This window comes from Kineosporia sp. R_H_3 (assembly GCF_002198675.1).
In the GTDB taxonomy this organism is placed as follows: Bacteria; Actinomycetota; Actinomycetes; order Actinomycetales; family Kineosporiaceae; genus R-H-3.
The window spans coordinates 1-25,177 of sequence record NZ_MWLL01000181.1 but is presented as its reverse complement, the minus strand read 5'-3'; the positions used below and the strand labels follow the sequence as shown (position 1 = coordinate 25,177).

Genomic DNA, 25,177 nt, shown 5'->3' with positions numbered 1-25,177 from the left:
GGGATCCGGTGGAGACGTCCGGTTCGTCCGGGCGGCCCACCGGGGCGGCGCCGGCGAGCGCGACCGATCGCGGGGAGACCCGGGTGAGGACGCAGCAACCGGTGTCCGGGACCACCGCGCACCGACGGCGCGGGGCGAGCGGACCCGTCCGCACGACCCGCGGTCACCCGACCAGGACGGAGCCCTCGGCACCGGCCGGGGCAGGTGACCGTCGGTTCGACGACCCGTCCGCGACGGTGTCCGGCCGATCCCCCTCGAGGGCGAGGCCGGGCGTCCGTGCGGACGACGACGTCGACCATGGCAAGGCCCCTCGCACGCATACTGCGAGGGGCCTTGCTGCGTTTATCCCATCGATCGGGCCCGCGGGGCGGGCGCGACACGCGGTCAGGCCGACAGAGCCGTCCCGACCTCGCGCTCGCGCAGCTCGCGGACGACCGTCGGGACGTCGTTGACGCACAGGGCGTCGACGCCGGCCGCGACGAGCCGGCGGGCGAAGGCGACCCCGGGGCACCAGGCCATGAGCTCCAGCCCGCTCGCGTGCGCGACGTCCACCACCTTGTGCAGCGGCCGCTGCAGGTGCTCGGGCTCGCGCCGGTTGGGCTTGAGCGACCCGCCGTGGAGGGCGAGCACCTGGACGCCGAGGTGCGCCGCCGAGGCGACCGCGTGCCCGACGGGGAACTCGACCCACGTGAGCAGCCCGCGGGCGACGCCCGGGGCCTGCTCGTGGCAGATCTCCAGGGCACCGGCGTCGAAGGACGTCACGAGCACCGGACGGCGCGAGGACTCGCGGCGCAGCACCGGCCCGAGCAGGCCCATCGTCGTCCGGGAGCGGTCGAGCGGGGCGTCCTCGAGGGAGGTCTTGACGTCGAAGTCGACGCCGATCCCCTCGGGGAGGGCCTCCATGAGTCCCTCGAGCGTCATGAGACCGCTCGCGACCGCCTCGGCGCCGGTGAGGTCGGCCCAGAACACGCCGTCGTCCCGGGCCGGGTCGTGGACCACGACCAGGACGTCGTCCCGCGTGCGGCGGACGTCCACCTCGAGCCAGTCGACCCCGAAGGAGACGGCAGCGAGGAAGGAGTCGAGCGAGTTCTCGCGGAACCCCTCGACGAGGCCGCGGCCGCAGCCGCGGTGGCCGAGCAACGCTGTGCTCGGGCCGAAGACACCGTTGGCACTCATAGAGCGCCGCCCTTCCGGCCCGCGCAGGGGGACCGGAGCGGCTCCGGGTGCCTACGCGGCGGACGTGACGGTCCTGCTCACCTCCTGGTTCGCACGCTCCAGGTCTGCCGTGAAGTCGACCTCTACGGCGAAGTACTCCGAGATGTCGACCGGGCGAACCTTCAGACCCTTCTCGATCGCGGTCTCGATCCCGCGCTCGAAGTAGTCCTGGTCCGCGCAGGCCTCGAGGTGCTCGACGAGCGCCGCCTTGTCCTGCGACGCGATGTAGTTGATCCCGACAGCCTCGCCGAGACCGTCGGTAACGCTCTTCGACAACACGGTAACAAAACCGTAGTCGTCGACCCGGTACTTGACCTCCTCGTCGCCGCATGCCGCGTCGTTGACGCAGACGAAGCTCTGCTCCGCAGCGACCAGCGGGGCGACCTTCCCGAGGAGCCGGCCGTCGAAGACGACGTCGCCGTTGAGCCACAGGACGCCGCCCGGGCCGGAGGCGCGCAGCGCCGCGAGCAGGGACTTCGACGTGTTCGTCCGCTCGTAGCGCTCGTTGAGCACGAAGCTCACGGGGTGCTCGGGGGCGAGCGCACCCATGACGAGGTCGGGGCGGAACCCGACGACGACCGTGGTGCGCAGGGCCGTGCCGAACGTCTCACCGAGGTTGTCCAGCTGCTGGGCGATGATGCTGCGCCCGTCGGAGAGCGGCGTGAGCGGCTTCGGGAAGGGCATCCCGAGCCGGGTCCCCATCCCTGCCGCGAGCACGACGGCCTGGACGGCGGCCGGCCGGCGCCCGGGCGCGGCGGGCTCCCCCTGGGCCGACGGGTCCTGGTCCGTGGGACCGGCGGCGCCGGCGGGGTGCGCCGGCGTCGTCCGCGGCGTGTCCCCGCTCGTCCACGCCTCGTCCAGCCGCGGGTCGCCGAACGAGCCGGGTGCACCGAGCGCGGCCGCCGCCACGGCGTCCGGGGACTCGGCGCGCTCGCGGACCTGCCGGTCCCGCAGGGCGACCATCTCGCCGATCCGGGTCACGAAGTCGCGGGTGCTCTGCCCGACCGGCCGGTCGCCGAAGTAGTGCCGGCGCATCTGCAGCCGGGCCGCGGCGTGCCGGTCGTGCGTGAGCCGGGAGTCGATGAGCCCGGCCAGGCCGTCGAGGGTCGCCGGGACGACGACGTCCGCGCAGCGGCTCACCGGCGCCGCCTCGCGCAGCCGGGTCGGGTCGGCGAACCGGTCGGCGACGAGCAGCGGCTTGCCGACGTGCAGGTAGAGGAAGTCCAGACCCACCGACGACACGTCGGTGACCATGAGGTCGCAGGCGCCGAAGACGCCGAGGATGTCGGCCGCCGGCGCGTAGACGTGCCCGGCGTCCGGGTCGACGGCGTTCGCGGCGTCGAGCAGGTCGAGGATCTCCTGGTGCGCCGCGACGACGAGCGGCGTCGTGCTGGAGACGACCCGGGGGTGCGGCTTGTAGACGAGGCGGACCTGCGGCACCCGCAGCGCCTCCGCGACGATCCGCGGCCCCATGACGTCGACGCTCGTGTAGCAGTTCGACGGCTCCTCGCCCTCCCAGGTGGGGGCGTAGAGCACCGTGCGGCGCCCGCTGGACGGCAGCGTCGTCGGCGGCACGAGGTCGAGCTGCGGCCGGCCCACGGGGACGAGCCGGTCGAGGTCGAAGCCGATGAGGGCGGCGCGGTGCCGCGCGACGGCGGCCTCGCCGGCGACGAACACCCGGTCGTAGGCCTTGACCTGGTTGCTCACCATGCAGATCTTGTCGCTCTCGCCGTGGTTCACGTGGACGTGGACCATCGACCGGGCGACGAGCGACTGGAAGTTCTTCGCCGAGTTGTTGACGTAGACCGCGACCTTGGCCTCGACCCGCCGGTAGAGCTCGGTGAGCTCCCCGAAGCTCGGCACGAGGACGTGCGGCAGCCGGGTCTGGGACGCGACGGCGCAGGCGGTGGCCGGGTCCCGCAGGACGAGCAGGACGCGGTGGACCCGGTCGAGCTGCTCGAGGACGGGGAGCCACTGGCGCAGCTGGTAGGCGCGCAGCGGGTCGTCGCCGAAGTAGGCGACGACCTCGACGGGCGCCTCGTCGGCAGGGGCGGTGCGTGCGTGCGGAAGGACCATGTTCGGGACGACCCCTGACTACCCGATAGAGCGAACGTCGGTGGTGGTGCAACACGCAACGGCCGACCGGCCGTCCCCGCCGGGCGCGGGAACGACGGGTTGACGGCCGTACGGCCGTGCAAGGGATTCGGTGCGAAAGGGTGGTGCGGCGGTGCGGGGCCACACGGGTCGCATGGACGCTGCCGGACCGGGTGGTGGCGTCATTCTGGCCTATCGCCCCCCGAGAAACAACGCGGGGTCGGCCGAACGTGGAGGCCTTCACGAGGTCGCCGAGACCCCTTGGGGCGCAACAGGTTTCGGACGTGTTACAGGAGTGCGTCCGAGCCGCCCCAGGGTGCCGTCGCAGTCACCGAGCGGTCACGCACCGGCTCGGGGCCGCGGTCGCGGTCGCCGACCGGGGGCCGGCTCGTGCTCGTGGCGGGCGGCGATCCGTTCCTCGTCGGTGTCCGCGGAGGCGCCGTCCGCGCCCACCGCCTCCAGGACCTCGTCCTCCTCCTCCGCCGGCACCTCGGCGACGGTCCCCGCGGCCGGGTACGGCCCCTCGAGCACCGGCACCGGGACGCCGTCCGGCCCGGCCGCGCGGATCGCCTTGCGGGCCGCCCGGACGCCGGCGGAGATCGAGTGCCACATCCGGCCCGTCGGGTCGAGGTCGGCCATGAACCCCGAGCGGGTCATCACCGTGCGGACGTCCTCGAAGACCCGGACCAGGTAGAGGTCGACGCCCTCGGAGCGCAGCCGGGTGAGCAGCGCCGCGAGCCGGTCCACGGTCGTCGTGTCGAGCTGGTTCGTCGCCTCGAGGTCGAGGATGAGCACGCGGGTGCCGGGGTGGTCGGCGACGGCGAGCGCGATCTCGTCGACGACGGTCGCCGCGTTCGCCCAGAACATCGGGCCCGACAGCCGCAGCACGAGGACGCCGTCCACCGTCTTGCGGTCCGGGTGCCGGGCGACGGCGCCCCAGGCCGCCTTCTCGCCCTGGACCTTGCCCATCTCGTCGATCGTCACCTGGATCGAGCGGTAGACCAGGCCCAGGATCGACTGCGCGACGGCGACCCCGAGCCCGGCGAGCGGGCCCAGCGCGAGGACCCCGACGAGGGCCACCGTCGCGGCGGTGACGTCGTTGCGCCGGATCGCCCGGTACCGGGCGAAGGCCCGCACCCGGGCCAGGCCCCAGACCGCGTGCACGACGATCGCGGACAGGACGACCTTCGGCAGCGCGGACACGAGCGGGGCGAGGAAGAGCAGGACCGAGACGACGGCCGCGGCGGCGACGAGGCCGGCCATCTGGGTCCGGGCGCCGGCCCGGGCCGCGGCCGCGGTCTTCGACAGGCTGCCGGCGACGCCCATCCCGCCGGCGAGCCCGGCCGCGAGGTCGGCGGCACCGTGCGCGAGCAGCTCGGTGTCGGCGTCGACGTGGGCACCGGACCGGGCGGCGAACAGCCGGGCCGCGGCGAGCCCTTCGGCGAGACCGACCGCGCCGATCGCGAGGCCGCCGGTGACGAGGGCGGGCACGTCGTCGGCCGCCGGGATCGGCAGCTGCGGCAGGTGCAGGCCGGAGGGGACGTGGCCGATGAGTGCGACGCCGTGCGCCTCGAGCCCCGCCGTCCGGGCGACGACGACCCCGGCGACGAGGACGACGAGGCTCCACGGCACCCGGGGGTCGACCCGGCTGCCGCCGAAGAGGAGGGCGAGGGCGAGCGCGCCGACGAGCGCGGTGACCCAGTTCGCGTCCGGCAGGCCGCCGACGAGCGCACCGATCCGGCTCAGGACGTTGCCCTGCGGGGTGCCGAGCCCGAGCAGGCCCGGGATCTCGCCGACGACGATGAGGACGACGAGGCCGGTGACGAACCCGGAGAGGATCGGCTCGCTGAGGAACTCCGCGACCCAGCCGACCCGGAGCAGCCCGCCGGCGACGAGGACGATCCCGGCGACGACGGCCAGCGAGCTCGTGAGCTCGACGGCGCGCGCGGTGTCGCCACCGGCGAGCGTGGCGACGAGCGAGCCGGACAGGACGCTCACCGTGGACACCGGCCCGACGACGAGCAGCCTCGAGGACCCGAAGAGGGCGTACGCGAGCAGCGCCGGCGGCAGGGTGTAGAGCCCGACCTCGACGGGGACGTGCGCGACGACGGCGTAGCCGAGCGCCTGCGGCACCGCGAGCGCCGCGACGACGAGCCCCGCCGTCAGGTCGGCGCGCAGGTTCGTGCGCCGGTAACGGCGCATCCACCCCGTGTTCAGCCCGACGCCCACCCCAGGAGTGTGCAGCACCGGACACCCCGGGTGACGGGACGTCGCGCCCGCAGCGGCGGTCCGGGCGCGAGAATGGGGTCCGCCGACGCGGCCCGCGCGGCGCCGACGACGCCGTGCCCGGGAGGTCCCGCGTGAGCTCGCCCCGCGACGAGGCCTCTCTGATCCAGGTCGCGAAGCTCTACTACCGGGAGAACCGTTCGCAGGCGCAGATCGCGGGCCTGCTCGGCACGAGCCGCTCGAACGTCTCCCGGATGCTCACCGCCGCCCAGGAGCGCGGCATCGTCGAGATCCGGATCCACGAGCGGGTCCGGCGCGACCTCACGCTCGAGCGCGCGCTCGTCGAGCGGTTCGGGCTCACGGCCGCGGTCGTCGCGAGCCACGTCCACGAGGTCGGGGTGCGCTCCGTCGACCTCGTCGGCGAGCTCGCCTGGACCTGGCTGCGCGAGCAGCTCAGGGACGGCATGACGATCGCGATGTCGTGGGGCGAGGGCCTGCAGGCCGTCGTGGCGGCGGTGACCCCGACGGTGATGTCGTCGACCGAGGTCGTCCAGCTCGTCGGCGGGGTCTCCGGGCGCGCGTCGTTCGTGACGAGCCAGGAGCTGGTCCGCGAGTTCGCGACCCGGCTCGGCGCGACGTACCGCTACTTCCACGCGCCGGCCGGCTTCGCGACCCTGGAGGCGCGCCGGGCGATGACCGCCGAACCGGCCATCGTCGAGGCGCTCACCACGGCGCGGGGCGCGGACCTCGCGCTCGTCGGGATCGGCAGCGTCGTCGCCGGGTCGTCGGCGGCGATCCTCGGCGCGGTCGACGCGTCGGCCCGCGAGCGACAGGAGTTCTGGGCCTCGGGCCCGGTGGGGAACATCGCCGGCCGCTACTTCGACGCGACCGGGGCGCCGGTCCGCGGGCCGGTCGACGACCGCGTCCTCGGGCTCACGCTCGCGGAGATCGCCGCGATCCCGACGGTCGTGGGGATCGCCGTCGGGGCGGACAAGGCCGACCCGGTGCACGGGGCGCTCCGGGGGCGGCTCGTCGACGTCCTCGTGTGCGACGCGCAGGCGGCGGGTGCCGTTCTCGACCGGGGCTGACCGGCCGCTGCGGGCGGCGCTACCGGCCGAGGATGAGGCTCATCGCCTCGGCCCGGGTCGCGGCGTCCCGGAGCTGGCCGCGGACGGCCGAGGTGACCGTCCGGGAGCCGGGCTTGCGCACGCCGCGCATCGACATGCAGAGGTGCTCGCACTCGAAGACGACGATGACGCCGCGCGGCTCGAGGATCTCCATGAGCGCGTCGGCGACCTGCGTCGTGAGCCGCTCCTGCACCTGGGGCCGCTTCGCGTAGAGGTCCACGAGCCGGGCGAGCTTCGACAGCCCGGTGATGCGGCCGTCCTGCGAGGGCACGTAGCCCACGTGAGCGACGCCGTGGAACGGCACGAGGTGGTGCTCGCAGCAGGAGAAGACCTCGATGTCCTTGACGAGGACCATCTCGTCGTGGCCGAGGTCGAACGTCGTCGAGAGCACCTCGCGCGGCGTCTGGCGCAGGCCCGCGAACATCTCCGCGTAGGCCCGCGCCACCCGGGCCGGGGTGTCCCGCAGCCCGTCGCGGTCGGGGTCCTCGCCGATGCCGAGGAGGATCTCGCGGACGGCCGCCTCGACGCGCGGGGCGTCGTAGGGCGGCCGTCCCTCGACGCCGCCGGACACCTGGTCCGGCAGCGTCACCGGGTCGATCAGCGCAGGCCCCCGTGCTCGGGGTCGGCGTCGAAGGAGACACCGCCGTCGAAGGCGACCCCGCCCGGGGCACCGGCCGGCGACGCGGCGTGCGCCGTGCCGTTGCCGTTGGACGCCGCACGCTCGGCGGGCGTCGGGACCGGCGGGATGTCGGAGACCGCGCGGCGGTCGCTCGACAGCCACACCGGGCGCTCGGGCCGCTTGACGACGCCGGTGAAGATCTCGGCGATCTCGGCGGCGTTGAGCGTCTCCTTCTCGAAGAGCGCGATGACGAGCTCGTCGAGGATGTGGCGGTTCTCGACGAGCGCCTCCCAGGCCTCGTCGTGCGCCGACTCGATGAACCGGCGGACCTCCTCGTCGACGACGCTCGCGACCTCTTCGGAGTAGTCCCGCTGGTGCCCGTAGTCGCGGCCGAGGAAGACCTCGCCCTGCTCCTGGCCGAGCTTGATCGCACCGACCCGCTCGGACATGCCGTACTGGGTGACCATCCGGCGGGCGATCGCGGTCGCCTTCTCGATGTCGTTGCTCGCCCCGGTCGTCGGGTCGTGGAAGACGAGCTCCTCGGCGACCCGGCCGCCGAGCGCGTACGCGAGCTGGTCGAGCATCTCGTTGCGCGTCGTGGAGTACTTGTCGTCGGTCGGCATGACCATCGTGTAGCCGAGGGCCCGGCCGCGCGGCAGGATCGTGATCTTCGTGACCGGGTCGGTGTGCCGCAGGGCCGCCGCGACGAGGGCGTGCCCGCCCTCGTGGTACGCGGTGATCTTCTTCTCTTTCTCGTTCATGATCCGGGTGCGCTTCTGCGGCCCGGCCACGACGCGGTCGATCGCCTCGTCGAGGGCCTGGTCGTCGATGACCCGGGCGCCGGCGCGGGCGGTGAGCAGCGCGGCCTCGTTGAGGACGTTCGCGAGGTCGGCGCCGGTGAAGCCCGGCGTGCGGCGCGCCACGGCGAGCAGGTCGACGGACGGCGCCATCGGCTTGCCCTTGCCGTGCACCTGGAGGATCCGGTGCCGGCCCTGCATGTCCGGGGCGTCGACGGCGATCTGCCGGTCGAAGCGGCCCGGGCGCAGCAGGGCGGGGTCGAGGATGTCGGGGCGGTTCGTCGCCGCGATGAGAATGACGTTCGTCTTGACGTCGAAGCCGTCCATCTCGACGAGGAGCTGGTTGAGGGTCTGCTCGCGCTCGTCGTGGCCGCCGCCGAGCCCCGCGCCGCGGTGCCGGCCGACGGCGTCGATCTCGTCGACGAAGACGATGGCCGGGGCGTTCGCCTTGGCCTGGTCGAAGAGGTCGCGGACCCGGCTGGCACCGACACCGACGAACATCTCGACGAAGTCCGAGCCGGAGATCGAGTAGAACGGCACGCCCGCCTCGCCGGCGACGGCCCGGGCGAGGAGCGTCTTGCCGGTACCGGGCTGGCCGTAGAGCAGGACGCCCTTGGGGATCTTCGCGCCGACGGCCTGGAACTTGCCCGGCTCGGCGAGGAACTCCTTGATCTCCTGGAGCTCCTCGACCGCCTCGTCGGCGCCCGCGACGTCCGCGAAGGTCACCTTCGGCATGTCCTTGCTGACGAGCTTCGCCTTGGACTTGCCGAACTGCATGACGCGGGAGCCCCCGCCCTGCATCTGGCCCATGATGAACCAGAAGAGGCCGAGGATGAGCAGCAGCGGCAGGAAGGTCGCGAGCAGGCTGACCAGCCAGGAGTTCTTGGGGACCTCGTCGGTGAAGCCCTCGACGGGCTTGTTCTGGTTGAGCAGGTCGACGATCTGGGCCCCGCGCGCGTCGACGTAGTGCGCCGAGACGGCGTCGTGGCCCTTGAACGGCTTCGTCAGCGTGAGCTCGACGCGCTGGTCGCCGTTGATGACCTTGGCCGACTTGACCTGCTTGTCCTGGATCAGCTGGATCGCGTCGGAGGTGTCGACGGGCGCGTACTGCTCGCCCCGCAGCACCTGGGAGCCGATGAGCACGACGACGACGGCCGCGATGACCCAGATGACGGGCCCGCGCACAATTCTCTTGACGTCCATTCACCGGGGGCGGTTCGCCCCGTCCCTCCTGCTCGCGGTAAGGCCAACGACGGTACACCGCGACATCTGTCGACGATCACGGTCCGCCGGTCTTGCCTGGCGGCCGACGTCGTGCTGTGCAACGGGTGGCCCGTGTCCAGTGTTCCGCCGGTGCGCACGCGACGCAAACGTCACACGGGGCGCACCCGTCGCCGCGGCGTCCGTCAGGCGGTGTAGACGTGCGGTGCGAGGGTGCCGACCTCGCGCAGGTTGCGGTAGCGCTCGGCGTAGTCGAGCCCGTACCCGACGACGAACTCGTTCTCGATGTCGAACCCGACGTACCGGACGTCGACCTCGACCTTCGCGGCCGACGGCTTGCGCAGGAGGGTGCAGACCTCGACGGACGCGGCCCCGCGCGAGCGCAGGTTCGTCAGGAGCCAGGACAGCGTCAGGCCCGAGTCGATGATGTCCTCGACGACGAGGACGTCCCGGCCGGTGATGTCCCGGTCGAGGTCCTTCATGATCCGGACGACGCCCGAGGACTTCGTCCCCGAGCCGTAGGACGACACCGCCATCCAGTCCACCTCGACCGCCTGGTGCAGGTGGCGGGTGAGGTCGGCCATGACCATGACGGCGCCCTTGAGCACGCCGACGAGCAGCGGGTCCCGGCCCGCGTAGTCCTCGTCGATACGCGCGGCCATCTCGGACAGCCGCTGCTGGATCTGATCCTCGGTGAGCAGGACCCGCTCGAGGTCCTTGCCCATGTCGCTGGCGTCCACGTCACTCCGTCGGTCGGACCGGTTCACCGGGTGCCGGTGGCGAGCAGAAGCCTGCCACAGACCCGGCGGCCCGTGACGTGACCCGGCAGGTGTGCCTCGCCCTGGCCGCGCCACGCGACGACGAGGGCGTCGAGCGCGAGCACGTGCCGCCGTGCCAGCGCGCCCGCCGGGCAGCCGGCCCGGCGGGCGGCGACGAGCAGCGCGCGCCGGCGGACGGCGTCCGGTGCGGCGGCGAGGACGGCCACGTCGAGGGCGAGCGGCCCGGCCTGCGGGCCGGCCTGCGGGCCGCCGCCGTCCGTCGCGGCCGCGGCGAGCGCCGCGGCGAGCAGGTCGAGGGCGGCGGCGTCGAGCGCGTCGACGTCCTCGCGGAGCAGGTCGGCCGTGCGGGCCAGGGCCTCGGGCAGCCCCGGGCCGAGCAGGTCGGACAGCAGCGCCGCCGCGGCCCGCACCCGGGCCCGGGCGTAGGCCGGGTCGGTGTTCGCCGGGTCCGTCCAGGGCTCGAGACCGGCCTGCCGGCAGACCTCCTCCGTCCGCTCCCGGCGCAGCCCGAGGAAGGGCCGCACGAGGAGCGGCACCACGGCGTCCGCGGGACCTGCGACGGGCAGCCGGCGGACCGTCCCCATCCCGGCCAGCGACCGGCCGCCGGATCCGCGGGCGAGGCCGAGGAGCACCGACTCCGCCTGGTCGTCGAGGGTGTGGCCGGCGAGGACGGCGACCGCCCCGTGCCGTGCGCAGGCGGCGGCGAGGGCGGCGTAGCGGCCCTCGCGGGCGGCGGCCTCGGGCCCGCCGTCGGGGCCGGCCGGGGCCGCCGCGGGCAGCGGCACGACCTCGACGGGGTCGAGGCCGAGCCCCCGGCACTGCTGCGCCGCGCGCCCGGCGACGGCCGCGGAGCCCGGCGTCCAGGCGTGGTCGACGACGACGGCGCCGGCGGTGCGCCCCGCCCGCGGCGCGACGAAGGCGGTCGCGACGGCGAGCGCGAGCGAGTCCGCGCCGCCCGAGCACGCGACGAGCACGGGACCGGCCGAAACCTGCGCGAGCGCGGCACGGACCGCCGTCCGGGCCGCCGCGACGGCCGGGTGCGGGCCCGCCACGGGCCGGTCAGCCGTGGACCCGGCGCACCCACGCGACCGGGTCGGCGATCTCGACGGGCATCGGGAGCGTGTCGGGCGACTCCCAGACCCGGTTGAAGCCGTCGGTGCCGACCCGGGCCATGACCTCCCGGACGAACCGTGCCCCGTCGGCGTACTGGCGCATCTTCGCCTCGAGGCCGAGCAGCCGGCGCAGCAGCTGGTCGACGGCGCCGCGGCCGGCCCGGCGCTTGGTGAACCGGGAGCGGATCGTCTCCACCGAGGGGACGACCTGCGGCCCGACCTCGTCCATGACGACGTCCGCATGCCCTTCGAGCAGCGACATCACCGCGGTGAGCCGGGCCAGGCCCGCGCGCTGCTCCGGGGTCTGGACGGCGTCGAGCAGCGGTGCGCCCGAACCGGACGACCCGCCGCGGAGCACCTCGGGCAGGTTGCGGGCGACCGAGGCGAGCCGCTCGGCGACCTGCGACGGCTCGACCATGAGCTGGCCGACGAGCCCGCGGACCTGGCCGACGAGGTGCGGAGCGAGCCAGGGGTTCGCGGTGAACTGGACCCGGTGGGTCTCCTCGTGCAGGCAGACCCACAGCCGGAAGTCCGCCGGGTCGACGGCGAGCTCGCGCTCGACCTGGACGACGTTCGGCGCGACCAGGAGCAGCCGCCCGGGACCGTCGCCGAACGCGTCGTACTGGCCGAGGACGCGCCCGGAGAGGAACCCGAGCAGCCCGCCGATCTCGGCCGCCGTGACCCGGCTGCCGACCGCCGTGACCGCGGCGCCGGGCCGGTGATCGCGGCGTTCGAAGGCCTCGGCGACGACCGGGGCCAGCAGGGTGCGGAAGGCGTCGGTGTTGGCCCGGGCCCAGCCCGGGCGGTCGACGACGAGGACGCCCTCGCCGGCCGGGGCGGACAGCCCGCTGACCCGGGCGACGTGCGGGGCGGCTCGGTGCGCGGCGGACCGCAGGTCGGCGACGACGAGCGCGGCCTCGGCGCGCGGCAGCTGCGGACCCGGCCGGCCGACGACGGCGGCGGTCCGGGCGGCGAGGTCCCAGTCGACGAGGAGGTCGACGGGCTCCGGACGACCTTCGGCGGGCTGGGCGCTCATGTCCCCCACCGTACGTGCCGCCCGGCCGCGTGCGCGGTCAGGAGCAGCCGCACCCCGCGAGCGCGGCCGCGACGGAGTCGAGGGCGTCGCGGGCGTCACCGGTCGAGGTGACCCGGTCGGCGACGACGGCGAACGCGAGGAGCCGGCCGTCGGCGTCGACGACGGTGCCGGCGAGGCTGCTGGCGCCGGTGAGGGTGCCGGTCTTGGCCCGGACGACGCCGACCGCACGGCCCTGGCCAGCCCCGGAGTACCGCTCGGCGAGGGTGCCCGTGACGCCCGCGACGGGCAGGCCGGTCAGGGTCGCCCGCAGCTCGGGGTGCTTCTCGGAGGCGGCCAGGACGATCGTCGCGGTGAGGGTGCGGGGGGCGATGACGCCGCCGCGGCCGAGCCCGCTGCCGCCGGTGAACCGCGCGCCCGCCGTCGGCACCCCGAGCTCCGCGACCGCGTCGATGACGGCCTGCCCGGCGCCGTCGAACGTCGGCGGCCGGTCGCCGCGGGCCGCGACGAGCCGGGCGAGGACCTCGGCGACGGTGTTGTCGCTCTCGTCGAGCATGTGCTCGACGACGTCCTGGACGGGGGCGCCCAGCACCTCGGCCACGGCCGGGGCGCCGTCCGGGGCGCGGCCGCGGCCGACCCCGGTCACCGTGATCCCGCGCTTGTCGAGGAGCGTGGCGAACGCGTTCGCGGCGGCGAGGGCCGGGTCGCTCGCGGTGGCCGGGTCGCCCGAGGAGGCCCGGCCGCTCTCGACGGCCAGCGGCGCCACCGGGGCCACGAAGCCGGAGACGAGGTCGGCGGGGCTCCAAGCGGGCGAGACCCGCGGGCCGCTGAAGAGGCTGTCGTCGAGCCGCAGCGCGACCCGGGTGCGGCCGGCCGACCGCAGGGCCGCGGCGGTGCCGGCGGCGAGGTCGGTGAGGCCGGCGTGGCCGACGACCTTCGTCGGGTCGCCCCGGCCGGTCGCGAGGAGCATGTCGCCGCCGCCGACGAGGACGATCGTCGCGTCGTCCGCCCCGGCGACGACCCGGGTCGCGAGCCGCTCCTGCGGGCCGAGCACGGACAGCGCCGCGACGGCGGTGAGCAGCTTCGTCGTCGACGCCGGGGTGGCCGGGGTCTGCGCGCCGCGGGCGAGGAGGTTCTCGCCGGTCTCGACGTCGGTGATGTCGTACTCGACCCGGGCGCCGAGCCCGGGGTCGGAGAGCAGCGCCGAGAGCCGCCGGGACAGGCCCGCGGCGGTCGGCACCGGGGCCGACCCGGTGAGGGCCGCGAGCACCGGCTCCGGTGCCGGGGCGACGAAGTCGCTCGCCGGCGGCGGGCCCAGGGTCTCGGTCGCCGTCGTGCTCGTCGGGGCGGACGGCGCGGGTGCGCCCGAGGTGGTCGTCGGCGGTGCGGCGGAGGACGTCGCGGGGACCGGCGTCGACGTCGTCGTGGCCGTCGTGGCCGACGTGGCCGTCGTCGCCGGGCCGGACGACGCGGAGGACGTGCTGCCCGCCGCGGTGCCCGCGGGCGGCTGCGGGACGCACGCCGCGAGCGCGACGGCGGCGGCCGTGCCCACGAGGGCAGCACGGAACGTCCGCGCAGCGACGTGACGCACATGACCCCCAGACGGCCGACCCACCCTCGGGCAGGACACTAGTGTGTGGACGGCTGCACACGGTGACGTACGGCGCGTCGTTCGCGCCTTCACAGGATGCGGGCGAGGACGCCCGCGAACGGGAGAGCGAACATGGCCGATTCCTTCGACGTGACGATCGAGATCCCCAAGGGGCAGCGGAACAAGTACGAGGTGGACCACGTGACGGGCCGGATCCGGCTCGACCGGATGCTCTTCACCTCGACGCGCTACCCGCACGACTACGGCTTCATCGAGGGCACCCTCGGCGAGGACGGCGACCCGCTGGACGCGCTGGTGATCCTCGAGGAGCCGACGTTCCCGGGCTGCCTCATCCGCTGCCGCGCGATCGGCATGTTCCACATGCGCGACGAGGCCGGCGGCGACGACAAGGTGCTGTGCATCCCCGCGGGCGACCCGCGGATGAACCACATCCAGGACCTCACGGACGTCAGCGAGTTCGACCGTCTGGAGATCCAGCACTTCTTCGAGACCTACAAGGACCTCGAGCCGGGCAAGAGCGTCGAGGGCGCCCATTGGGCGGACCGGGCCGGGGCCTACGCCGAGATCGCGGCGTCGCGCAAGCGGCTCGCGGACAACCCGGAGAGCGGCCTCCACCACTGAGGTCGCCGGCACCGCAGGTCGCGCGAGCACTGAAGTTCGGGGGCCGCGCGGCCGACACCTCCCGTATGGGTGCACCAGGCTCCGCGCTGCCGGGCCTCCCCCGACCGCGTCGCGGCCGCCCGGCGAAGCCGTGCGGCTGCCCCCGCACCTGCTGGCACGACGCCGTCGCAGGGCCACCGTCCGAGCCGTCCGGACCGTCAGAGCCGGGGCCCGCACCGGTCACGGGCGAGCAGCCGGCGTCCGCGTCGTCACCGCGGACGTCCGGCGCAACGCCTCGGTGAAGAACGCCTCGCGCTGCGAGGCCGCCTCGGCGAGGACGTTGTGGAACTGGCCGAACTGCTCCATGGAGACCAGGCCGAGCAGCGTGCTCCACGCCATGAGGCCGCGGACCACGAGGTCGTCGGGCACGACGTCCGGGATCGCGGCCCGCACCGGGCCGAGCGAGCGACGGACGGCGGCCGGGACCCCGGGCGCGGCGGCCGGGTCGTAGACCCCCGCCGCCACCGCGTCGGCGAGGATCCCGATGAGGATCGTCGGCACCCGGGTGGCCGGCGCGATGGTGTCCTGCGGGGCCGCGTACCCCGGCACGGGTGAGCCGTAGATGAGCGCGTACTCGTGCGGGTGCTCGATCGCCCAGGCGCGGACGGCGCGCCCGACGGCGACGAAGCGCGCGTCGAGGTCGGTGCGCGGCACCTTGGCCTCGGCCTTCTCGGCGGCGGCGCCGAGCGCGTCGTAGGCCTCGATGATGAGCAGCGTCAGCAGGTCGTCGCGGCTCGGCACGTAGCGGTAGACCGCCGAGGAGACCATCCCCAGCTCGCGCGCGACGGCCCGCAGCGACAGGTTCGCCGGGCCGTCCTGCGCGAGATGGCGGCGGGCGGTCTCGACGATGGCGCGGGTCAGCTCGACCCTGGCCCGGGCCCGGACGCCCAGCACGGGCCGGTCCTCGACGCTCTCGTTCTGCGGCACGTCCTCATGATGGCCCGCCGCGTGAGCACTGACAACAACCGAGAGCACCGCTCTTGACTTTGTGTCTCGATCGGGCGCATGCTCTTCCACAGAGAGCAGTGCTCTTGTTTTGGAGCATTGATCGAACAGTCGAGAGGATCGGGTCATGTCGCAGCAGCAGCTCCACGTCGTCGTCGGTGCCGGGGCGGTGGGGACGGCGGTCGCCGGGCTCCTCGCGGACGCCGGGCACGCCGTCCGGGTCGTCACCCGCTCCGGCTCCGGGCCACGCCGGGCCGGCGTCGAGCTCGTCGCGGCGGACGCCGCCGACGGCGCCCGGCTCACCGACCTCGCCCGGGGCGCGACCGCGCTCTACAACTGCGTCAACCCGCCGTACCACCGCTGGGCGACCGACTGGCCGCCGATCGCCGCGACGCTGCTCGAGGCCGCGGAGTCGGCCGGCGCGGTACTCGCCACGGTCTCCAACCTCTACGTCTACGGACCGGTCGACGCCCCCATGACCGAGAGCACGCCGATGGCGGCGACCGGGACGAAGGGGCGGGTGCGGCGGCAGATGTGGCTCGACGCGCTCGCGGCGCACGAGGCGGGCCGGGTGCGGGTGACCGAGGTCCGCGGCTCGGACTACCTCGGGCCGCACGCGCAGAGCCAGATCACCGAGGGCACGCTGCGGCGGATGCTCGCGGGCAAGGCGGCCTACGTGCTCGGTGAGCCGGACGTCGTCCACACCTGGACCGCGACCCGTGACGTCGCCCGCACCCTCGTCGCCGCCGCCGCGACCGAGCAGGCCTGGGGCCGGCCCTGGCACGTGCCGTCGCACGACGCCGTGCCGGTTCGGCAGGTCGTCGAGGACATGTGCCGGGTCGCCGGGGTGCCCGCGGTCGGCGTCCGGCGGATCCCCGCCGTCGTCCGGTCCGCCGGCCGGGCGTTCGTGCCGTTCCTGCGGGAGCTGCCCGAGGTGATGCACCAGCACGAGCGGCCCTGGGTCATGGACTCCAGCGCCGCCCGCGCCGCTCTGCACCTGGAGCCGACCCCATGGGACGACATCCTGCGCGAGATGGTCGAGGCCGTCCGCGGCGAGCAGCAGGGCCGGCGCGCGGCCTGAGAGCACGACGACGGCACCGGTGCGGGAGCCCCGGTGCCGTCGTGGTTCTCGTGCGGGTCGTGCGGGTCGTGCTCGGTGCAGGTCAGCGCTTGAACGCGTCCTTGACCTTCTCCGCGGCCTGCTTGATGTCGCTCTTGGACTGGTCGGCGCGGCCCTCGGACTCGAGACGCTCGTTGTCGGTCGCGCGGCCGAGACCTTCCTTGGCCTTGCCCGTCAGCTCGTCGGCCTTGTTCGCAGCCTTGTCGTCGATGCCCATGTCGGTTCACCTCTCCGTCCGGCGGCACCGGGTGGCGCCGTCCATGACAGGCCAACACGGTTCGCGGCCGGGGGCACATCGAGGCGGACACTTCGGGCACCGCCCGCGTCACGACGGCCGCACCTGGCGACTCGACGGGCACGCCAGGGCGGGCCTGGGGACCATGCGGGAATGACTCAGGACGAGGTCGGCGACGCGGTGTTCGACGCGGTCGTCATCGGTGCCGGCTCGGGCGGCGAGGTCGTCGCGCAGGCGCTCGCGGGAGCGGGCCGGAGCGTCGCGGTCGTCGAGAGCGGCCTCGTCGGCGGCGAGTGCCCGTACGTCGCGTGCGTGCCGAGCAAGGCGCTGCTGCTCGCGGCCGGCCGGCACCGGCGCGACGTGGAGCGGGAGGCGGGGCCCGGCGGCGGGGCGCGGCACGAGCAGGCCTGGGCGGACGCCGTCCGGCGCCGGGACGAGGCGTCCGAGCACCGGGACGACGCGTCGACGGCGGCGTCGCTCGCCGAGGCCGGGGTGACGCTCCTGCGCGGCCGCGGCCGGGTCGTCGGTCGGGGGACGGCCGGTGGCGGCACCGTCCTCGTCGAGGCCGCGGCGGGCGGGGTGCGGCGGATCGGCTGGCGCCGGGCCCTCGTGCTCGGGACCGGCAGCGCCCCCGTCCCGCCGCCGGTCGACGGCCTGGACGGCGTCCCGACGTGGACGAGCGACGAGGCGCTGTCGTCCCCGCTGCTGCCGGAGCGTCTCGTCGTCCTCGGTGGCGGGGCGGTGGGCTGCGAGCTGGCCCAGGTGTACGCGTCGTTCGGGGTCGCCGTGACGCTCGTCGAACCCGAGGGCTCGCTGCTCGGCAAGGAGCCCGGCTGGGTCAGCGACGCGGTCGCGGAGGCGCTGCGCGCCGTCCGGGTCGACGTCCGGACCGGGGCCGGCGCCGAGCGCGCGGAACCGTTGCCGGGCAAGGGGTTGCTCCTGCACCTGTCAGACGGGTCGACGGTGGAGGCGGACCGGGTGCTCGTCGCGGCCGGCCGCGCGCCGCGGACGGCGGGGCTGGGTCTCGACGTGCTCGGCGTCGAGGTCGACGACGGGTCACCGGTCGACGTCGACGGCCGCTGCCGGGTGGTCGGTGCGGACGGGGCGGGGCTGCCGGACGTCTTCGCCGTCGGGGACGTCACCGGGGTCGCGCCGTACACGCACACGGCGTCGTACCAGGGCCGGGTCGTCGCGGCGCACCTGCTCGGCCGGGGCCGCGACTCGGACTACTCGGGCGTCCCGCGGGCGGTCTACACGCAGCCGCCGGTGTTCTCGGTCGGCCGGACGGCGGCCGGTCCCGACGGCTCGCCGGACCCCGAGGTGCTGTGCGCACGGTTCGACGTGGGCGGCACCGCACGGGCCTTCCTCGAGGAGCGCTCCGAGGGTCGGCTGGAACTGGTCTGCGACGCGGCGTCCGGCGTGCTCGTCGGCGCGACCGCGGTCGGGCCGGACGCGGACTCCTGGGCGGGCGAGCTCGCGCTCGCCGTGCGGGCCCGGATCACGGTCGACGTCCTCGCCGACCACGTGCGGGCCTTCCCGACGTGGTCGGAGGCGATCCGGCCGCCCGCGCAGGAGCTCGCGGACCGGGTGCGCGGCGGCCGCTGAGGATCCGCCGGACCACTGCGCCGGACCACTGCAACGCCCGGCCGCTGATGCCCTGCGGTCGGTCAGGGGTGCTCAAGCGGGAGCCGCACCCGGCGGAACCCGCTCATCCCGAGGCCGAGCGCGCTCAGCAGGAAGCCGACGGCGGCCGCGGCGAGCACGGTCCGGAAGCCGAACGCGTCACCCAGCAGGCCGCCGAGCGGCGCGCCGACCACGATCATCGCCCGGTTGACCGAACGCCTCGTGGCGTTCGTCCGGCCCTGCAGACGGTCGGGCGTCACCGCCTGCCAGTAGCCCATCTCGTTCGCGTTCTCGGCGCCCATCGACAGGCCGAGCACCAGCTGCCCGAGGCCGAGCAGCAGCCAGCCGGGCCAGCCCTCGGTGCTCAGCGCGACCAGCGCCCAGGCGGCCGCCGTCGTCACCCGGGCGCCGACGACCACCCGGCCCGTGCCCAGGTCCGAGCCGAGGCGCGCCGCCATCAGGGCGCCGAGCAGTCCCCCGACGCCGCCCACCGCGAGGGCGAGCCCGAACCCGAAGGGGCTCAGGCCCAGTGTCCGCAGGGCGTACGGCGGCAGGACGGCGCCCGCGGCGGCCGAGCTGAGGAACCAGCCGTGGGCGCTCAGGGCGAGCGGCCGCAGGACCGGGTGCCCGTAGATCCACCGCAGCCCCTCCGCCGCCTCACGGGCGACCCCGCGTCCCGAACGGGGTGGTGACGGAGGCTCCTCGACCGGGACGCGGAGCAGGAGCAGTCCGGACGCGAGGTAGCTCACGGCGTCCACCAGCACCGCCCACGGCGCGGTGAGCACCGAGACGAGGGCACCGGCCAGGGCCGGTCCCGAGGTCTGCGCCACCGCATCGCTCTGGTCCAGCCGGGCGTTGGCCCGCGTCAGCAGCCGGGCCGGCACCAGCCGAGGGACCAGCGACTGCGACGCGGCGTCGTGCACGAGCGAGAGCAGGCCGAACCCCGCCATGACCACCATGAGCAGAGCGATCGACAGGTGCCCGGTCACCGCGAGCACCGGGATCGCTGTGAGCAGCGCCGCGCGTCCGAGATCGGCGCCCACCAACAGCCCCCGTCGCCGGGACCGGTCGACCAGCACCCCGACGAGCAGCCCGACCAGCAGGTAGGGCAACCACCGGGCCGAGCTCACCAGCCCGACCGCGGTCGCGCCCTCGTGCAACGTCACCACGACGACGACCTGCACCGCCAGCGTGGTGACGTAGCTGCCGAAGGCCGACACGGTGGCCGCGGCCCAGAAGCCGCGGAAGCCCGGACGGTCGCGCAGCCTCTCCCTCGTCGCCATCTCGCCCATCATGGCCGCCGGCGGCGGGCTGCCCCGCGCGCGGTGCGCACCGGCGGGGCCGCGCCATCGCCTGCCGGGAGGGGCCTGCCGGGGAAGGACTGACAGCGAAGGGTTCCGTCACACGCCACCTGCGTGGGCGGTGTCGGGCAGACGGTGTCCGAGCCGGCGGACGTTCGCCGTCGGCGATGTCACCGGGGTAGCGGCCTACACGCACACGGCGTCATGCCAGGGCCGGGTTGGTGCACACCTGGTCGGCCACGAGCGGGGCGCGGACTCCTCCGGCGTGCCACGGGCGGTCCGCAGGCGACCGCCGGTGCTCTCGACCGGCCGCACGGCCGAGGCGCCTGGTCGGCCCCGTCTGTGGCCAAGGCCAGTCCTTCCCGACGTGGTCGGAGGCGATCCCGCCGCCGGCGCGGGCGGACCGGATGCGTGACGGCGGCGTCGGCTGAGGTTCGCGGACCCGGACCCGGGGCCCGGACCCGGACCCGAGCCGTCCGGCGGCGTGCAGCAGCCCCGGCCGGTGGGTACGGAGCAGTGGGGCGACGGCGTCCGCGTAGTAGTGCCGGGCGAGCACGCGGCCGTCGAGGTGCTGATCGGGTCGGCCATGGCCGGGTCCTGGGCGCTCCTCCCGCGGCGGGCGCTACCGCACCGCGTCGGCGAGGACTGCCGTCGAGAAGCGCCGCACGTCGCGGACGGGGAGGACGTCGTCGGGGCCGGGCCCGCCACCTGCGCCGTAGATCTCCAGCGCACGCGCCAGGAGCGGAGCCCAGGCCGGATGCCTCACCGCTGCCCACGCTGCTGCGGCGCGCTTGGACGTCACGGCGCCGCCGTGTGCCGATGTGTAGGCGCAACGGCACAGCGTGAGCACCGCGTAGGCCCGGTAGCCGAGGTACCCGAGCGGCGCGACGTCGCCGGCGACCCAGTCGCGCCACATGACGGCGAGCTCGCGGACGAGCTCCGTCACAGCGGCTGGTGGGAGCGGGTCGATGAGGCGTGCGGGCTCGGGTCCGTACAGCGCAGCACCGCAGCGACGAAGCGTCTCGCGGTTCAACAGCCAGTCGACCCCGACGGTGCAGACCTCGAAGCCGTCGCCGTGACTGAACATCGGCTGCTCGTAGTCGGCGCGGTAGGTGCGCAGCTCGGCGAGCGGGATGTAGGCGAGCTCGACGCGGTTGTGCCACCGCGGGTGGGCGGCGGTGACACCCGCGTACGCGGCACGCAGCGGGTCGTAGTCGCCGACGTCGAGCGCGTCGGTGAGCACAGCAACGAGATCGATGTCGCTGACGACGGGATCGAAGTCGCCCGTCACGAGCGAGCCGTACACGTAGACGCCGACGAGCCGGTCGCCGAGCACCGCCAGATTGGCCGCGACCATCTCGTCGATGGTGGCGAGCGTGTCGGCGTCACCGGTGTGCAGCGCAGGCATCATGCGCCATTGTGCCGCTCGTTCGGTCCACCCCGGACAGCGCACGCGGAGCGGAGATCGCGGGCGGGACACGTGGCCGGTCAGAACGGTGGAGGTTCGTCCGCCGTGGCTGCCGGGACCGGACGGCGAGTGGCTCCGTCCGACGCCACCTGCACCGCAGAGCGCGGTGGCAGCGGGGCGTGCGGGAGCACGGTCCAGGTGCGTCCGGTGCGGGTGGTCCACAGGGTCGTGCCCGGTGGATCGCCGGGGTGGTGGCGTTGCTGCGGGACGAGGAGTCCGGCGGTCTTGAGCCGGTGGCAGGCGCGGCACAACGGGCGGGTGTTGCACTCGCACGTGGCGCCGCCGTGGCCGTAGGGGGTTTGGTGGTCGAGGTCGCAGCGCCAGGCCGCTTTCCCGCAGTTGGGCCCGGTGCACGTCGGGTAGGCGTGCTCGACCAGGAGCTTCAACCGTTCACTCGCGACGTACCCGGGCGTGTAGGTGCTCTTCCCGACCCCGAGGACGGTGCCGTGCTCACCCTCCACGACCACGCACCGGAAGACACCGTTGGTGACCAGGTCGCGGATGGCGTCGGCGGGGATCGGCCCGTACCCCTGCAGGGTGCCGGGGTCGTCGACCAGGCCCATCAAGGTCTCGGCGGACACGGTGACGTTGACGGTGACCTGGACGTCGGGCCAGGTGCTGGTGAACCACGCCGGCGCGGACTCGTCGTCACCGTTCTCCGACGGACCACTGTCAGTCCCGAACGTGCCGGTCTCGGGGACCGGAGCCGTGGCCGCCGGTGCTGTGCCGTCATCGGGGACGCAGCCGGGCGGGACCGGCAGCACGTCGGCGGGGACCGGGAGGTAGCCGCTGGTGCAGCCGGTCACGAACAGGTCGTGCCGCAACTGGTCCAGGGTCCGTGGGTCGCCGTGCCGGCGCAGATACCTGGCCGCCGCGTCCAGACCGTTGTAGGCGGCGGTGATCGCCTCACCCGGGCCGACGGCGGTGAACAGGGCGGCGCCGTCGTCTGCGGTCTGGATGCTCACCCGGCGACCCTTCCGGTTCCGCCGCCGACGCCTCACCTCAGCCTCCGCGTCCACAGCGAGGGACGCGGCGGTCAGGGCGGTGTCGAAACGACCGGTCCCACCGTCCAGCANCCCTGACCGCCGCGTCCACAGCGAGGGACGCGGCGGTCAGGGCGGTGTCGAAACGACCGGTCCCACCGTCCAGCACCCCGCGGGTCGCGTACACGAGGCGTTCGACGGCTCGTGCGGCCTCGACGGTGAGCTCCCGGGTGCGGGACACGATCATCCGCAGCCGGGGCCAGTCCAACCGACCCTGCCGCAGGACCTGTGCGGTCATCGGGAGCTTCGCCTCGAGGATCAACGCGGTCGCGGCGTCGAGGAGCGCATGGGCCCTGCTCTGGGTGATCCCCGCCGCCACCGCCAACTCCACGGCGACCGCACCATCGACCAGGACATCCTGGTCGTCCATCACCAGCCGCCCCGAACTGGTCCGGCGCGGCAACGACCGGGTCCGCCCGGTCCAGGCCGTGACGACCTTCGCGGCCAGGCCGACCTGCAACCACAGGGCGTGGCCCTCCAGGCGCCGGGCGGCCGCGAACCCCGCGACCGCACCGTCCTGCAACTCGTCGACGNAACCACAGCGCGTGCCCCTCCAGGCGCCGGGCGGCCGCGAACCCCGCGACCGCACCGTCCTGCAACTCGTCGACGAACCCGTCGACCGCGGCCTGCTCCGCCGTCCACGCGACCGACCCGTCGAGCACCTCTTGGACCGCGGCAAGTGCCGCGGCGCCGGGCGCCCCGTCCAGCACGACCCGCCGCTCGACCGCGTCCCGTAGGTCGCCTGCAGCGACCTGTGCGTACAAGGCGGCGAGTTCGAGGTCCCAGTCCCGCTGTGCCGCAACGGGATCGGCCCAGAGCTCGTCGACGAGCCGCTCGGCGTGAGCGCCGGCGGCCGCCCGCTGCAGTTCGTCGTCGTCGCTGGGGCAGCTTGCGAGGTCGACTGCACTCAAGCGGATCTCGCCACCGAACGGATCGAGAGGCAGCGGGTGGTCGGCACCCGATCGCTCGGTGTCACCGCCCGAGCTGGAGTGCTGCCAACGTGTCTCGACCATGATCCGATGCTACTGCAGACTACCGTCTATGTCGAACATTAGTTCGAGAGTGAAGCATCGAGTAAGAGCTTCATCCCCTCGTGCGACGCCACGAACCCGAGCCGCTCGTAGAACCGGTGCGCGTCCGACCGCCGCTTGTCCGTCGTCAGCTGCACGAGGGAGCAGCCCCGCCGCCGGGACTCCTCGATCGCCCACCGCATGAGCGCCGTCCCCAGCCCCCGCCCGCGCACCGCCCCGTCGAGCCGCACCGCCTCGATCTGTGCCCGCAGCGACCCGCGCCGCGCGAGCCCCGGGAGGAACGACAGCTGGAACGTCCCGACGAGCAGCCCGTCGACCTCGGCGACGACGAGCAGGTGCGCCGGGTCCGCGTCGATCGCGTGCAGCGCCGCCCGGTACCGCGCGAGGTCGGCGTCGTCCCGGATCCCGTCCCGCATCCTCGCGTGCTGGTCGGCGGCGATCATCGCGACGAGCGCCGGCAGGTCGTCGTCGGTCGCGGTCCGCAGGACGACGCTCGTGCCGTCGACGTCGAGCCGGTCGAGCATTCCCACGGCTGCCTCCTGGCGTGCGGTCGGACGACGAGGTGCGGGCCGACGGTAGCGCCGCCGTCCGTCACCCGCCCGGCCCCGGCACCGACGTCGATCCACCCGATCCGCCCGTTTCGCGGATTGGACCTTCGTCCTACGACCCTCGCGTCGCGCACCGGATCCGCCGTTCTCATCGCTACGCATTGCGTACGCAAGACAACAGTCCGCTCAACTGTTCGCTCATCGCTTCGGTGCGCCACCGCTCGGGGACCGGTGGTGCCGCACCTGGGGCAGCTCCTGAGGAGTCCCATGCGTCCATCGGTCCCGCGGCGTTCACACGCCCTGTCCGTGCTCGTCCTGGCTGTGCTGTCCGCCGCCGTCGGTGCCACCGGTGCCCAGGCGGGGGTGAGTCCGACGACGCTGCCCGGCCTGACCGTCAAGGCGGGCAGCTCCGCGACCACGCGCCTGTCGGTGCAGGTCCCGGTGCCTCCGCCGCGCCCGACGCCGTCCGCCGTGGACGTCGAGCTCGCGGTCGACACGACGGGCAGCATGGCCGACGGCATCCTCCAGGCCCGGGACGACGCCGCCGCCCTCGTCGCGGGCGTGCAGGCCGTGATCCCCGGGGCGCGCTTCTCGGTGGTGCAGTTCCGGGACTCCACCGACGCCCCGCTCGAGTCCGCCATCGAGCAGCCGATGACGACGGACGGCGCGGCCGTCACCGCGGCGCTCGGCCGGCTCGCCGCCGGCGGGGGCGCCGACGCCCCGGAGGCGCACAACCTCCTGTTCCACCAGGCGGCCGCGGCGGACCCCGCCGTCGGCTGGGACACCACCCCGGCAGGCGCCGCGAAGCTCCTCGTCGTCCTCAGCGACGCCGAGCCGCACGGCGCCGGCCGGTCCGGGGCCGCTGGGTGCATCGACGTCAGCAGCGACCCGCACGGCTACGTCACGAAGGCCGAGCTCGCGGGCCCGGACGGCCTGGCGGGCCGGGGGATCGGGCTGTTCATGGTGCTCGAGCCGGGAGCGCTCTCGGCGTCGCTGCCGTGCTACCAGAACCTCGCACTGCTCGCCGGGGGTCCCTCGCGCGGCTTCGTCGGCGGCACGGATCTCGCCGCACAGCTCGTCCCGCTCGTCACGGGCACCCCGACGGTGGCCTTCGACGTGCACGTCGGCGTGACCGCGGACGTCGCCGGCGCCGCGTCGTGGGTCACGACCTCGCCGACGTCCTACGCGTCGGTCCCGTACGGCAGCACGGTGACGCCGGACGTCGTCGTCACCGTCCCGAAGACGGCCTCCAACGGCACGGTGAACTTCGTGCTGACGGCCTCGGCGGACGGCGTCCCGATCGGCTCCTCGACGCTCACCGTCACCGTGACGGGTGCGAGCGGCGGTGGCGGTGGCGGCGGTGGTGGC

The 25,177-nt window shown here is 74.6% G+C and carries 22 protein-coding genes; 6 read left to right on the top strand and 16 right to left on the bottom strand.

The window, feature by feature from the left end:
• Positions 1 to 384: 384 nt before the first annotated feature.
• From ECOMGDLI_RS20205 to ECOMGDLI_RS20195, 3 genes are all read right to left on the bottom strand, one after another.
• The gene (locus ECOMGDLI_RS20205; protein WP_088318689.1) at positions 385 to 1,176 is read right to left on the bottom strand and encodes a glycerophosphodiester phosphodiesterase; all 792 of its coding nucleotides are present in this window, start codon (positions 1,174 to 1,176) and stop codon (positions 385 to 387) included.
• Positions 1,177 to 1,227: 51 nt separating this feature from the next.
• Positions 1,228 to 3,291 carry an NTP transferase domain-containing protein gene (locus ECOMGDLI_RS34770; protein ID WP_158221080.1) on the bottom strand — a complete coding sequence of 688 codons (2,064 nt, stop codon included), beginning with the start codon at positions 3,289 to 3,291 and terminating at the stop codon, positions 1,228 to 1,230.
• 357 nt (positions 3,292 to 3,648) lie between these two features.
• On the bottom strand, positions 3,649 to 5,538 hold the full coding sequence (locus ECOMGDLI_RS20195) for a SulP family inorganic anion transporter (protein ID WP_088318688.1): 1,890 nt from the start codon (positions 5,536 to 5,538) through the stop codon (positions 3,649 to 3,651).
• A 131-nt stretch (positions 5,539 to 5,669) separates the two neighbouring features.
• Between ECOMGDLI_RS20195 and ECOMGDLI_RS20190 the strand changes: the two genes are divergently transcribed.
• Complete coding sequence (locus ECOMGDLI_RS20190; protein ID WP_088318687.1) at positions 5,670 to 6,623, top strand: sugar-binding transcriptional regulator; 954 nt, start codon at positions 5,670 to 5,672, stop codon at positions 6,621 to 6,623.
• Between the two features lie 19 nt (positions 6,624 to 6,642).
• Here the strand turns inward: ECOMGDLI_RS20190 and folE are convergent, their stop codons facing one another.
• The 6 genes from folE to dacB all read right to left on the bottom strand — a co-directional run bounded on the left by folE (position 6,643) and on the right by dacB (position 13,463).
• On the bottom strand, positions 6,643 to 7,263 hold the full coding sequence (gene folE, locus ECOMGDLI_RS20185; RefSeq protein WP_088318701.1) for a GTP cyclohydrolase I FolE: 621 nt from the start codon (positions 7,261 to 7,263) through the stop codon (positions 6,643 to 6,645).
• A complete protein-coding gene (gene ftsH, locus ECOMGDLI_RS20180; RefSeq protein WP_088318686.1) occupies positions 7,260 to 9,281 on the bottom strand; it encodes an ATP-dependent zinc metalloprotease FtsH in 2,022 nt (673 codons plus the stop codon). The genes folE and ftsH overlap by 4 nt, the downstream gene beginning before the upstream one ends.
• Positions 9,282 to 9,484: 203 nt before the next feature.
• Positions 9,485 to 10,039, bottom strand: a complete 555-nt coding sequence (gene hpt / locus ECOMGDLI_RS20175) for a hypoxanthine phosphoribosyltransferase (RefSeq protein WP_088318685.1) — start codon at positions 10,037 to 10,039, stop codon at positions 9,485 to 9,487.
• Positions 10,040 to 10,062: 23 nt separating this feature from the next.
• Positions 10,063 to 11,130, bottom strand: coding sequence for a tRNA lysidine(34) synthetase TilS (gene tilS / locus ECOMGDLI_RS20170; protein ID WP_088318684.1), 1,068 nt, complete (start codon positions 11,128 to 11,130; stop codon positions 10,063 to 10,065).
• 7 nt (positions 11,131 to 11,137) lie between these two features.
• The gene (locus tag ECOMGDLI_RS20165; RefSeq protein WP_088318683.1) at positions 11,138 to 12,226 is read right to left on the bottom strand and encodes a zinc-dependent metalloprotease; all 1,089 of its coding nucleotides are present in this window, start codon (positions 12,224 to 12,226) and stop codon (positions 11,138 to 11,140) included.
• 37 nt (positions 12,227 to 12,263) lie between these two features.
• Positions 12,264 to 13,463: a D-alanyl-D-alanine carboxypeptidase/D-alanyl-D-alanine-endopeptidase gene (dacB, locus tag ECOMGDLI_RS20160; protein ID WP_158221079.1), complete on the bottom strand. Its 1,200-nt coding sequence runs from the start codon at positions 13,461 to 13,463 to the stop codon at positions 12,264 to 12,266.
• A gap of 13 nt (positions 13,464 to 13,476) precedes the next feature.
• Between dacB and ECOMGDLI_RS34765 the strand changes: the two genes are divergently transcribed.
• Positions 13,477 to 13,809 carry a hypothetical protein gene (locus tag ECOMGDLI_RS34765; RefSeq protein WP_158221078.1) on the top strand — a complete coding sequence of 111 codons (333 nt, stop codon included), beginning with the start codon at positions 13,477 to 13,479 and terminating at the stop codon, positions 13,807 to 13,809.
• Between the two features lie 137 nt (positions 13,810 to 13,946).
• Positions 13,947 to 14,456, top strand: coding sequence for an inorganic diphosphatase (locus ECOMGDLI_RS20155; RefSeq protein WP_088282621.1), 510 nt, complete (start codon positions 13,947 to 13,949; stop codon positions 14,454 to 14,456).
• 219 nt (positions 14,457 to 14,675) lie between these two features.
• On the opposite strand, the gene ECOMGDLI_RS20150 is transcribed toward ECOMGDLI_RS20155, so the two are convergent.
• The gene (locus ECOMGDLI_RS20150) at positions 14,676 to 15,422 is read right to left on the bottom strand and encodes a TetR/AcrR family transcriptional regulator (protein WP_198955036.1); all 747 of its coding nucleotides are present in this window, start codon (positions 15,420 to 15,422) and stop codon (positions 14,676 to 14,678) included.
• 145 nt (positions 15,423 to 15,567) lie between these two features.
• Here ECOMGDLI_RS20150 and ECOMGDLI_RS20145 point away from each other — a divergent pair, with 145 nt between their 5' ends.
• Positions 15,568 to 16,521, top strand: a complete 954-nt coding sequence (locus tag ECOMGDLI_RS20145) for an NAD-dependent epimerase/dehydratase family protein (RefSeq protein WP_088318680.1) — start codon at positions 15,568 to 15,570, stop codon at positions 16,519 to 16,521.
• 82 nt (positions 16,522 to 16,603) lie between these two features.
• On the opposite strand, the gene ECOMGDLI_RS20140 is transcribed toward ECOMGDLI_RS20145, so the two are convergent.
• Positions 16,604 to 16,777, bottom strand: coding sequence for a CsbD family protein (locus ECOMGDLI_RS20140; RefSeq protein ID WP_088318679.1), 174 nt, complete (start codon positions 16,775 to 16,777; stop codon positions 16,604 to 16,606).
• Positions 16,778 to 16,948: 171 nt separating this feature from the next.
• On the opposite strand from ECOMGDLI_RS20140, the gene ECOMGDLI_RS20135 reads away from it, so the two are divergent.
• Positions 16,949 to 18,400, top strand: coding sequence for an NAD(P)/FAD-dependent oxidoreductase (locus tag ECOMGDLI_RS20135; protein WP_088318678.1), 1,452 nt, complete (start codon positions 16,949 to 16,951; stop codon positions 18,398 to 18,400).
• Positions 18,401 to 18,462: 62 nt separating this feature from the next.
• Here the strand turns inward: ECOMGDLI_RS20135 and ECOMGDLI_RS20130 are convergent, their stop codons facing one another.
• The 5 genes from ECOMGDLI_RS20130 to ECOMGDLI_RS20100 form a co-directional block, all read right to left on the bottom strand.
• Positions 18,463 to 19,701, bottom strand: coding sequence for an MFS transporter (locus ECOMGDLI_RS20130; RefSeq protein ID WP_158221077.1), 1,239 nt, complete (start codon positions 19,699 to 19,701; stop codon positions 18,463 to 18,465).
• Positions 19,702 to 20,341: 640 nt separating this feature from the next.
• Positions 20,342 to 21,130 (bottom strand): aminoglycoside adenylyltransferase domain-containing protein, encoded by a 789-nt coding sequence (locus tag ECOMGDLI_RS20120; RefSeq protein ID WP_088318675.1) that lies wholly within the window; start codon positions 21,128 to 21,130, stop codon positions 20,342 to 20,344.
• A gap of 77 nt (positions 21,131 to 21,207) precedes the next feature.
• Positions 21,208 to 22,152, bottom strand: a complete 945-nt coding sequence (locus ECOMGDLI_RS20115) for an HNH endonuclease signature motif containing protein (protein WP_088318674.1) — start codon at positions 22,150 to 22,152, stop codon at positions 21,208 to 21,210.
• 111 nt (positions 22,153 to 22,263) lie between these two features.
• Positions 22,264 to 22,600 (bottom strand): DUF222 domain-containing protein (locus ECOMGDLI_RS36900; protein ID WP_369812774.1); only part of this gene is annotated, 337 nt, incomplete at its 3' end.
• A gap of 681 nt (positions 22,601 to 23,281) precedes the next feature.
• Complete coding sequence (locus tag ECOMGDLI_RS20100; protein WP_088318671.1) at positions 23,282 to 23,785, bottom strand: GNAT family N-acetyltransferase; 504 nt, start codon at positions 23,783 to 23,785, stop codon at positions 23,282 to 23,284.
• Between the two features lie 330 nt (positions 23,786 to 24,115).
• On the opposite strand from ECOMGDLI_RS20100, the gene ECOMGDLI_RS20095 reads away from it, so the two are divergent.
• A partial coding sequence (locus ECOMGDLI_RS20095; RefSeq protein WP_143447814.1) for a vWA domain-containing protein occupies positions 24,116 to 25,177 on the top strand: 1,062 nt, incomplete at its 3' end.

Bases quoted from the DNA above. Each gene is read 5' to 3' on its own strand.
- ECOMGDLI_RS20145 (WP_088318680.1), top strand. From the start codon at position 15,568: ATGTCGCAGCAGCAGCTCCACGTCGTCGTCGGTGCCGGGGCGGTGGGG.
- ftsH (WP_088318686.1), bottom strand. From the start codon at position 9,281: ATGGACGTCAAGAGAATTGTGCGCGGGCCCGTCATCTGGGTCATCGCG.
- ECOMGDLI_RS20100 (WP_088318671.1), bottom strand. From the start codon at position 23,785: ATGCTCGACCGGCTCGACGTCGACGGCACGAGCGTCGTCCTGCGGACC.
- ECOMGDLI_RS20140 (WP_088318679.1), bottom strand. From the start codon at position 16,777: ATGGGCATCGACGACAAGGCTGCGAACAAGGCCGACGAGCTGACGGGC.
- ECOMGDLI_RS20130 (WP_158221077.1), bottom strand. From the start codon at position 19,701: ATGGCGACGAGGGAGAGGCTGCGCGACCGTCCGGGCTTCCGCGGCTTC.
- ECOMGDLI_RS20205 (WP_088318689.1), bottom strand. From the start codon at position 1,176: ATGAGTGCCAACGGTGTCTTCGGCCCGAGCACAGCGTTGCTCGGCCAC.
- ECOMGDLI_RS20120 (WP_088318675.1), bottom strand. From the start codon at position 21,130: ATGATGCCTGCGCTGCACACCGGTGACGCCGACACGCTCGCCACCATC.
- ECOMGDLI_RS20135 (WP_088318678.1), top strand. From the start codon at position 16,949: ATGACTCAGGACGAGGTCGGCGACGCGGTGTTCGACGCGGTCGTCATC.
- ECOMGDLI_RS20155 (WP_088282621.1), top strand. From the start codon at position 13,947: ATGGCCGATTCCTTCGACGTGACGATCGAGATCCCCAAGGGGCAGCGG.
- ECOMGDLI_RS34770 (WP_158221080.1), bottom strand. From the start codon at position 3,291: ATGGTCCTTCCGCACGCACGCACCGCCCCTGCCGACGAGGCGCCCGTC.
- ECOMGDLI_RS20165 (WP_088318683.1), bottom strand. From the start codon at position 12,226: ATGAGCGCCCAGCCCGCCGAAGGTCGTCCGGAGCCCGTCGACCTCCTC.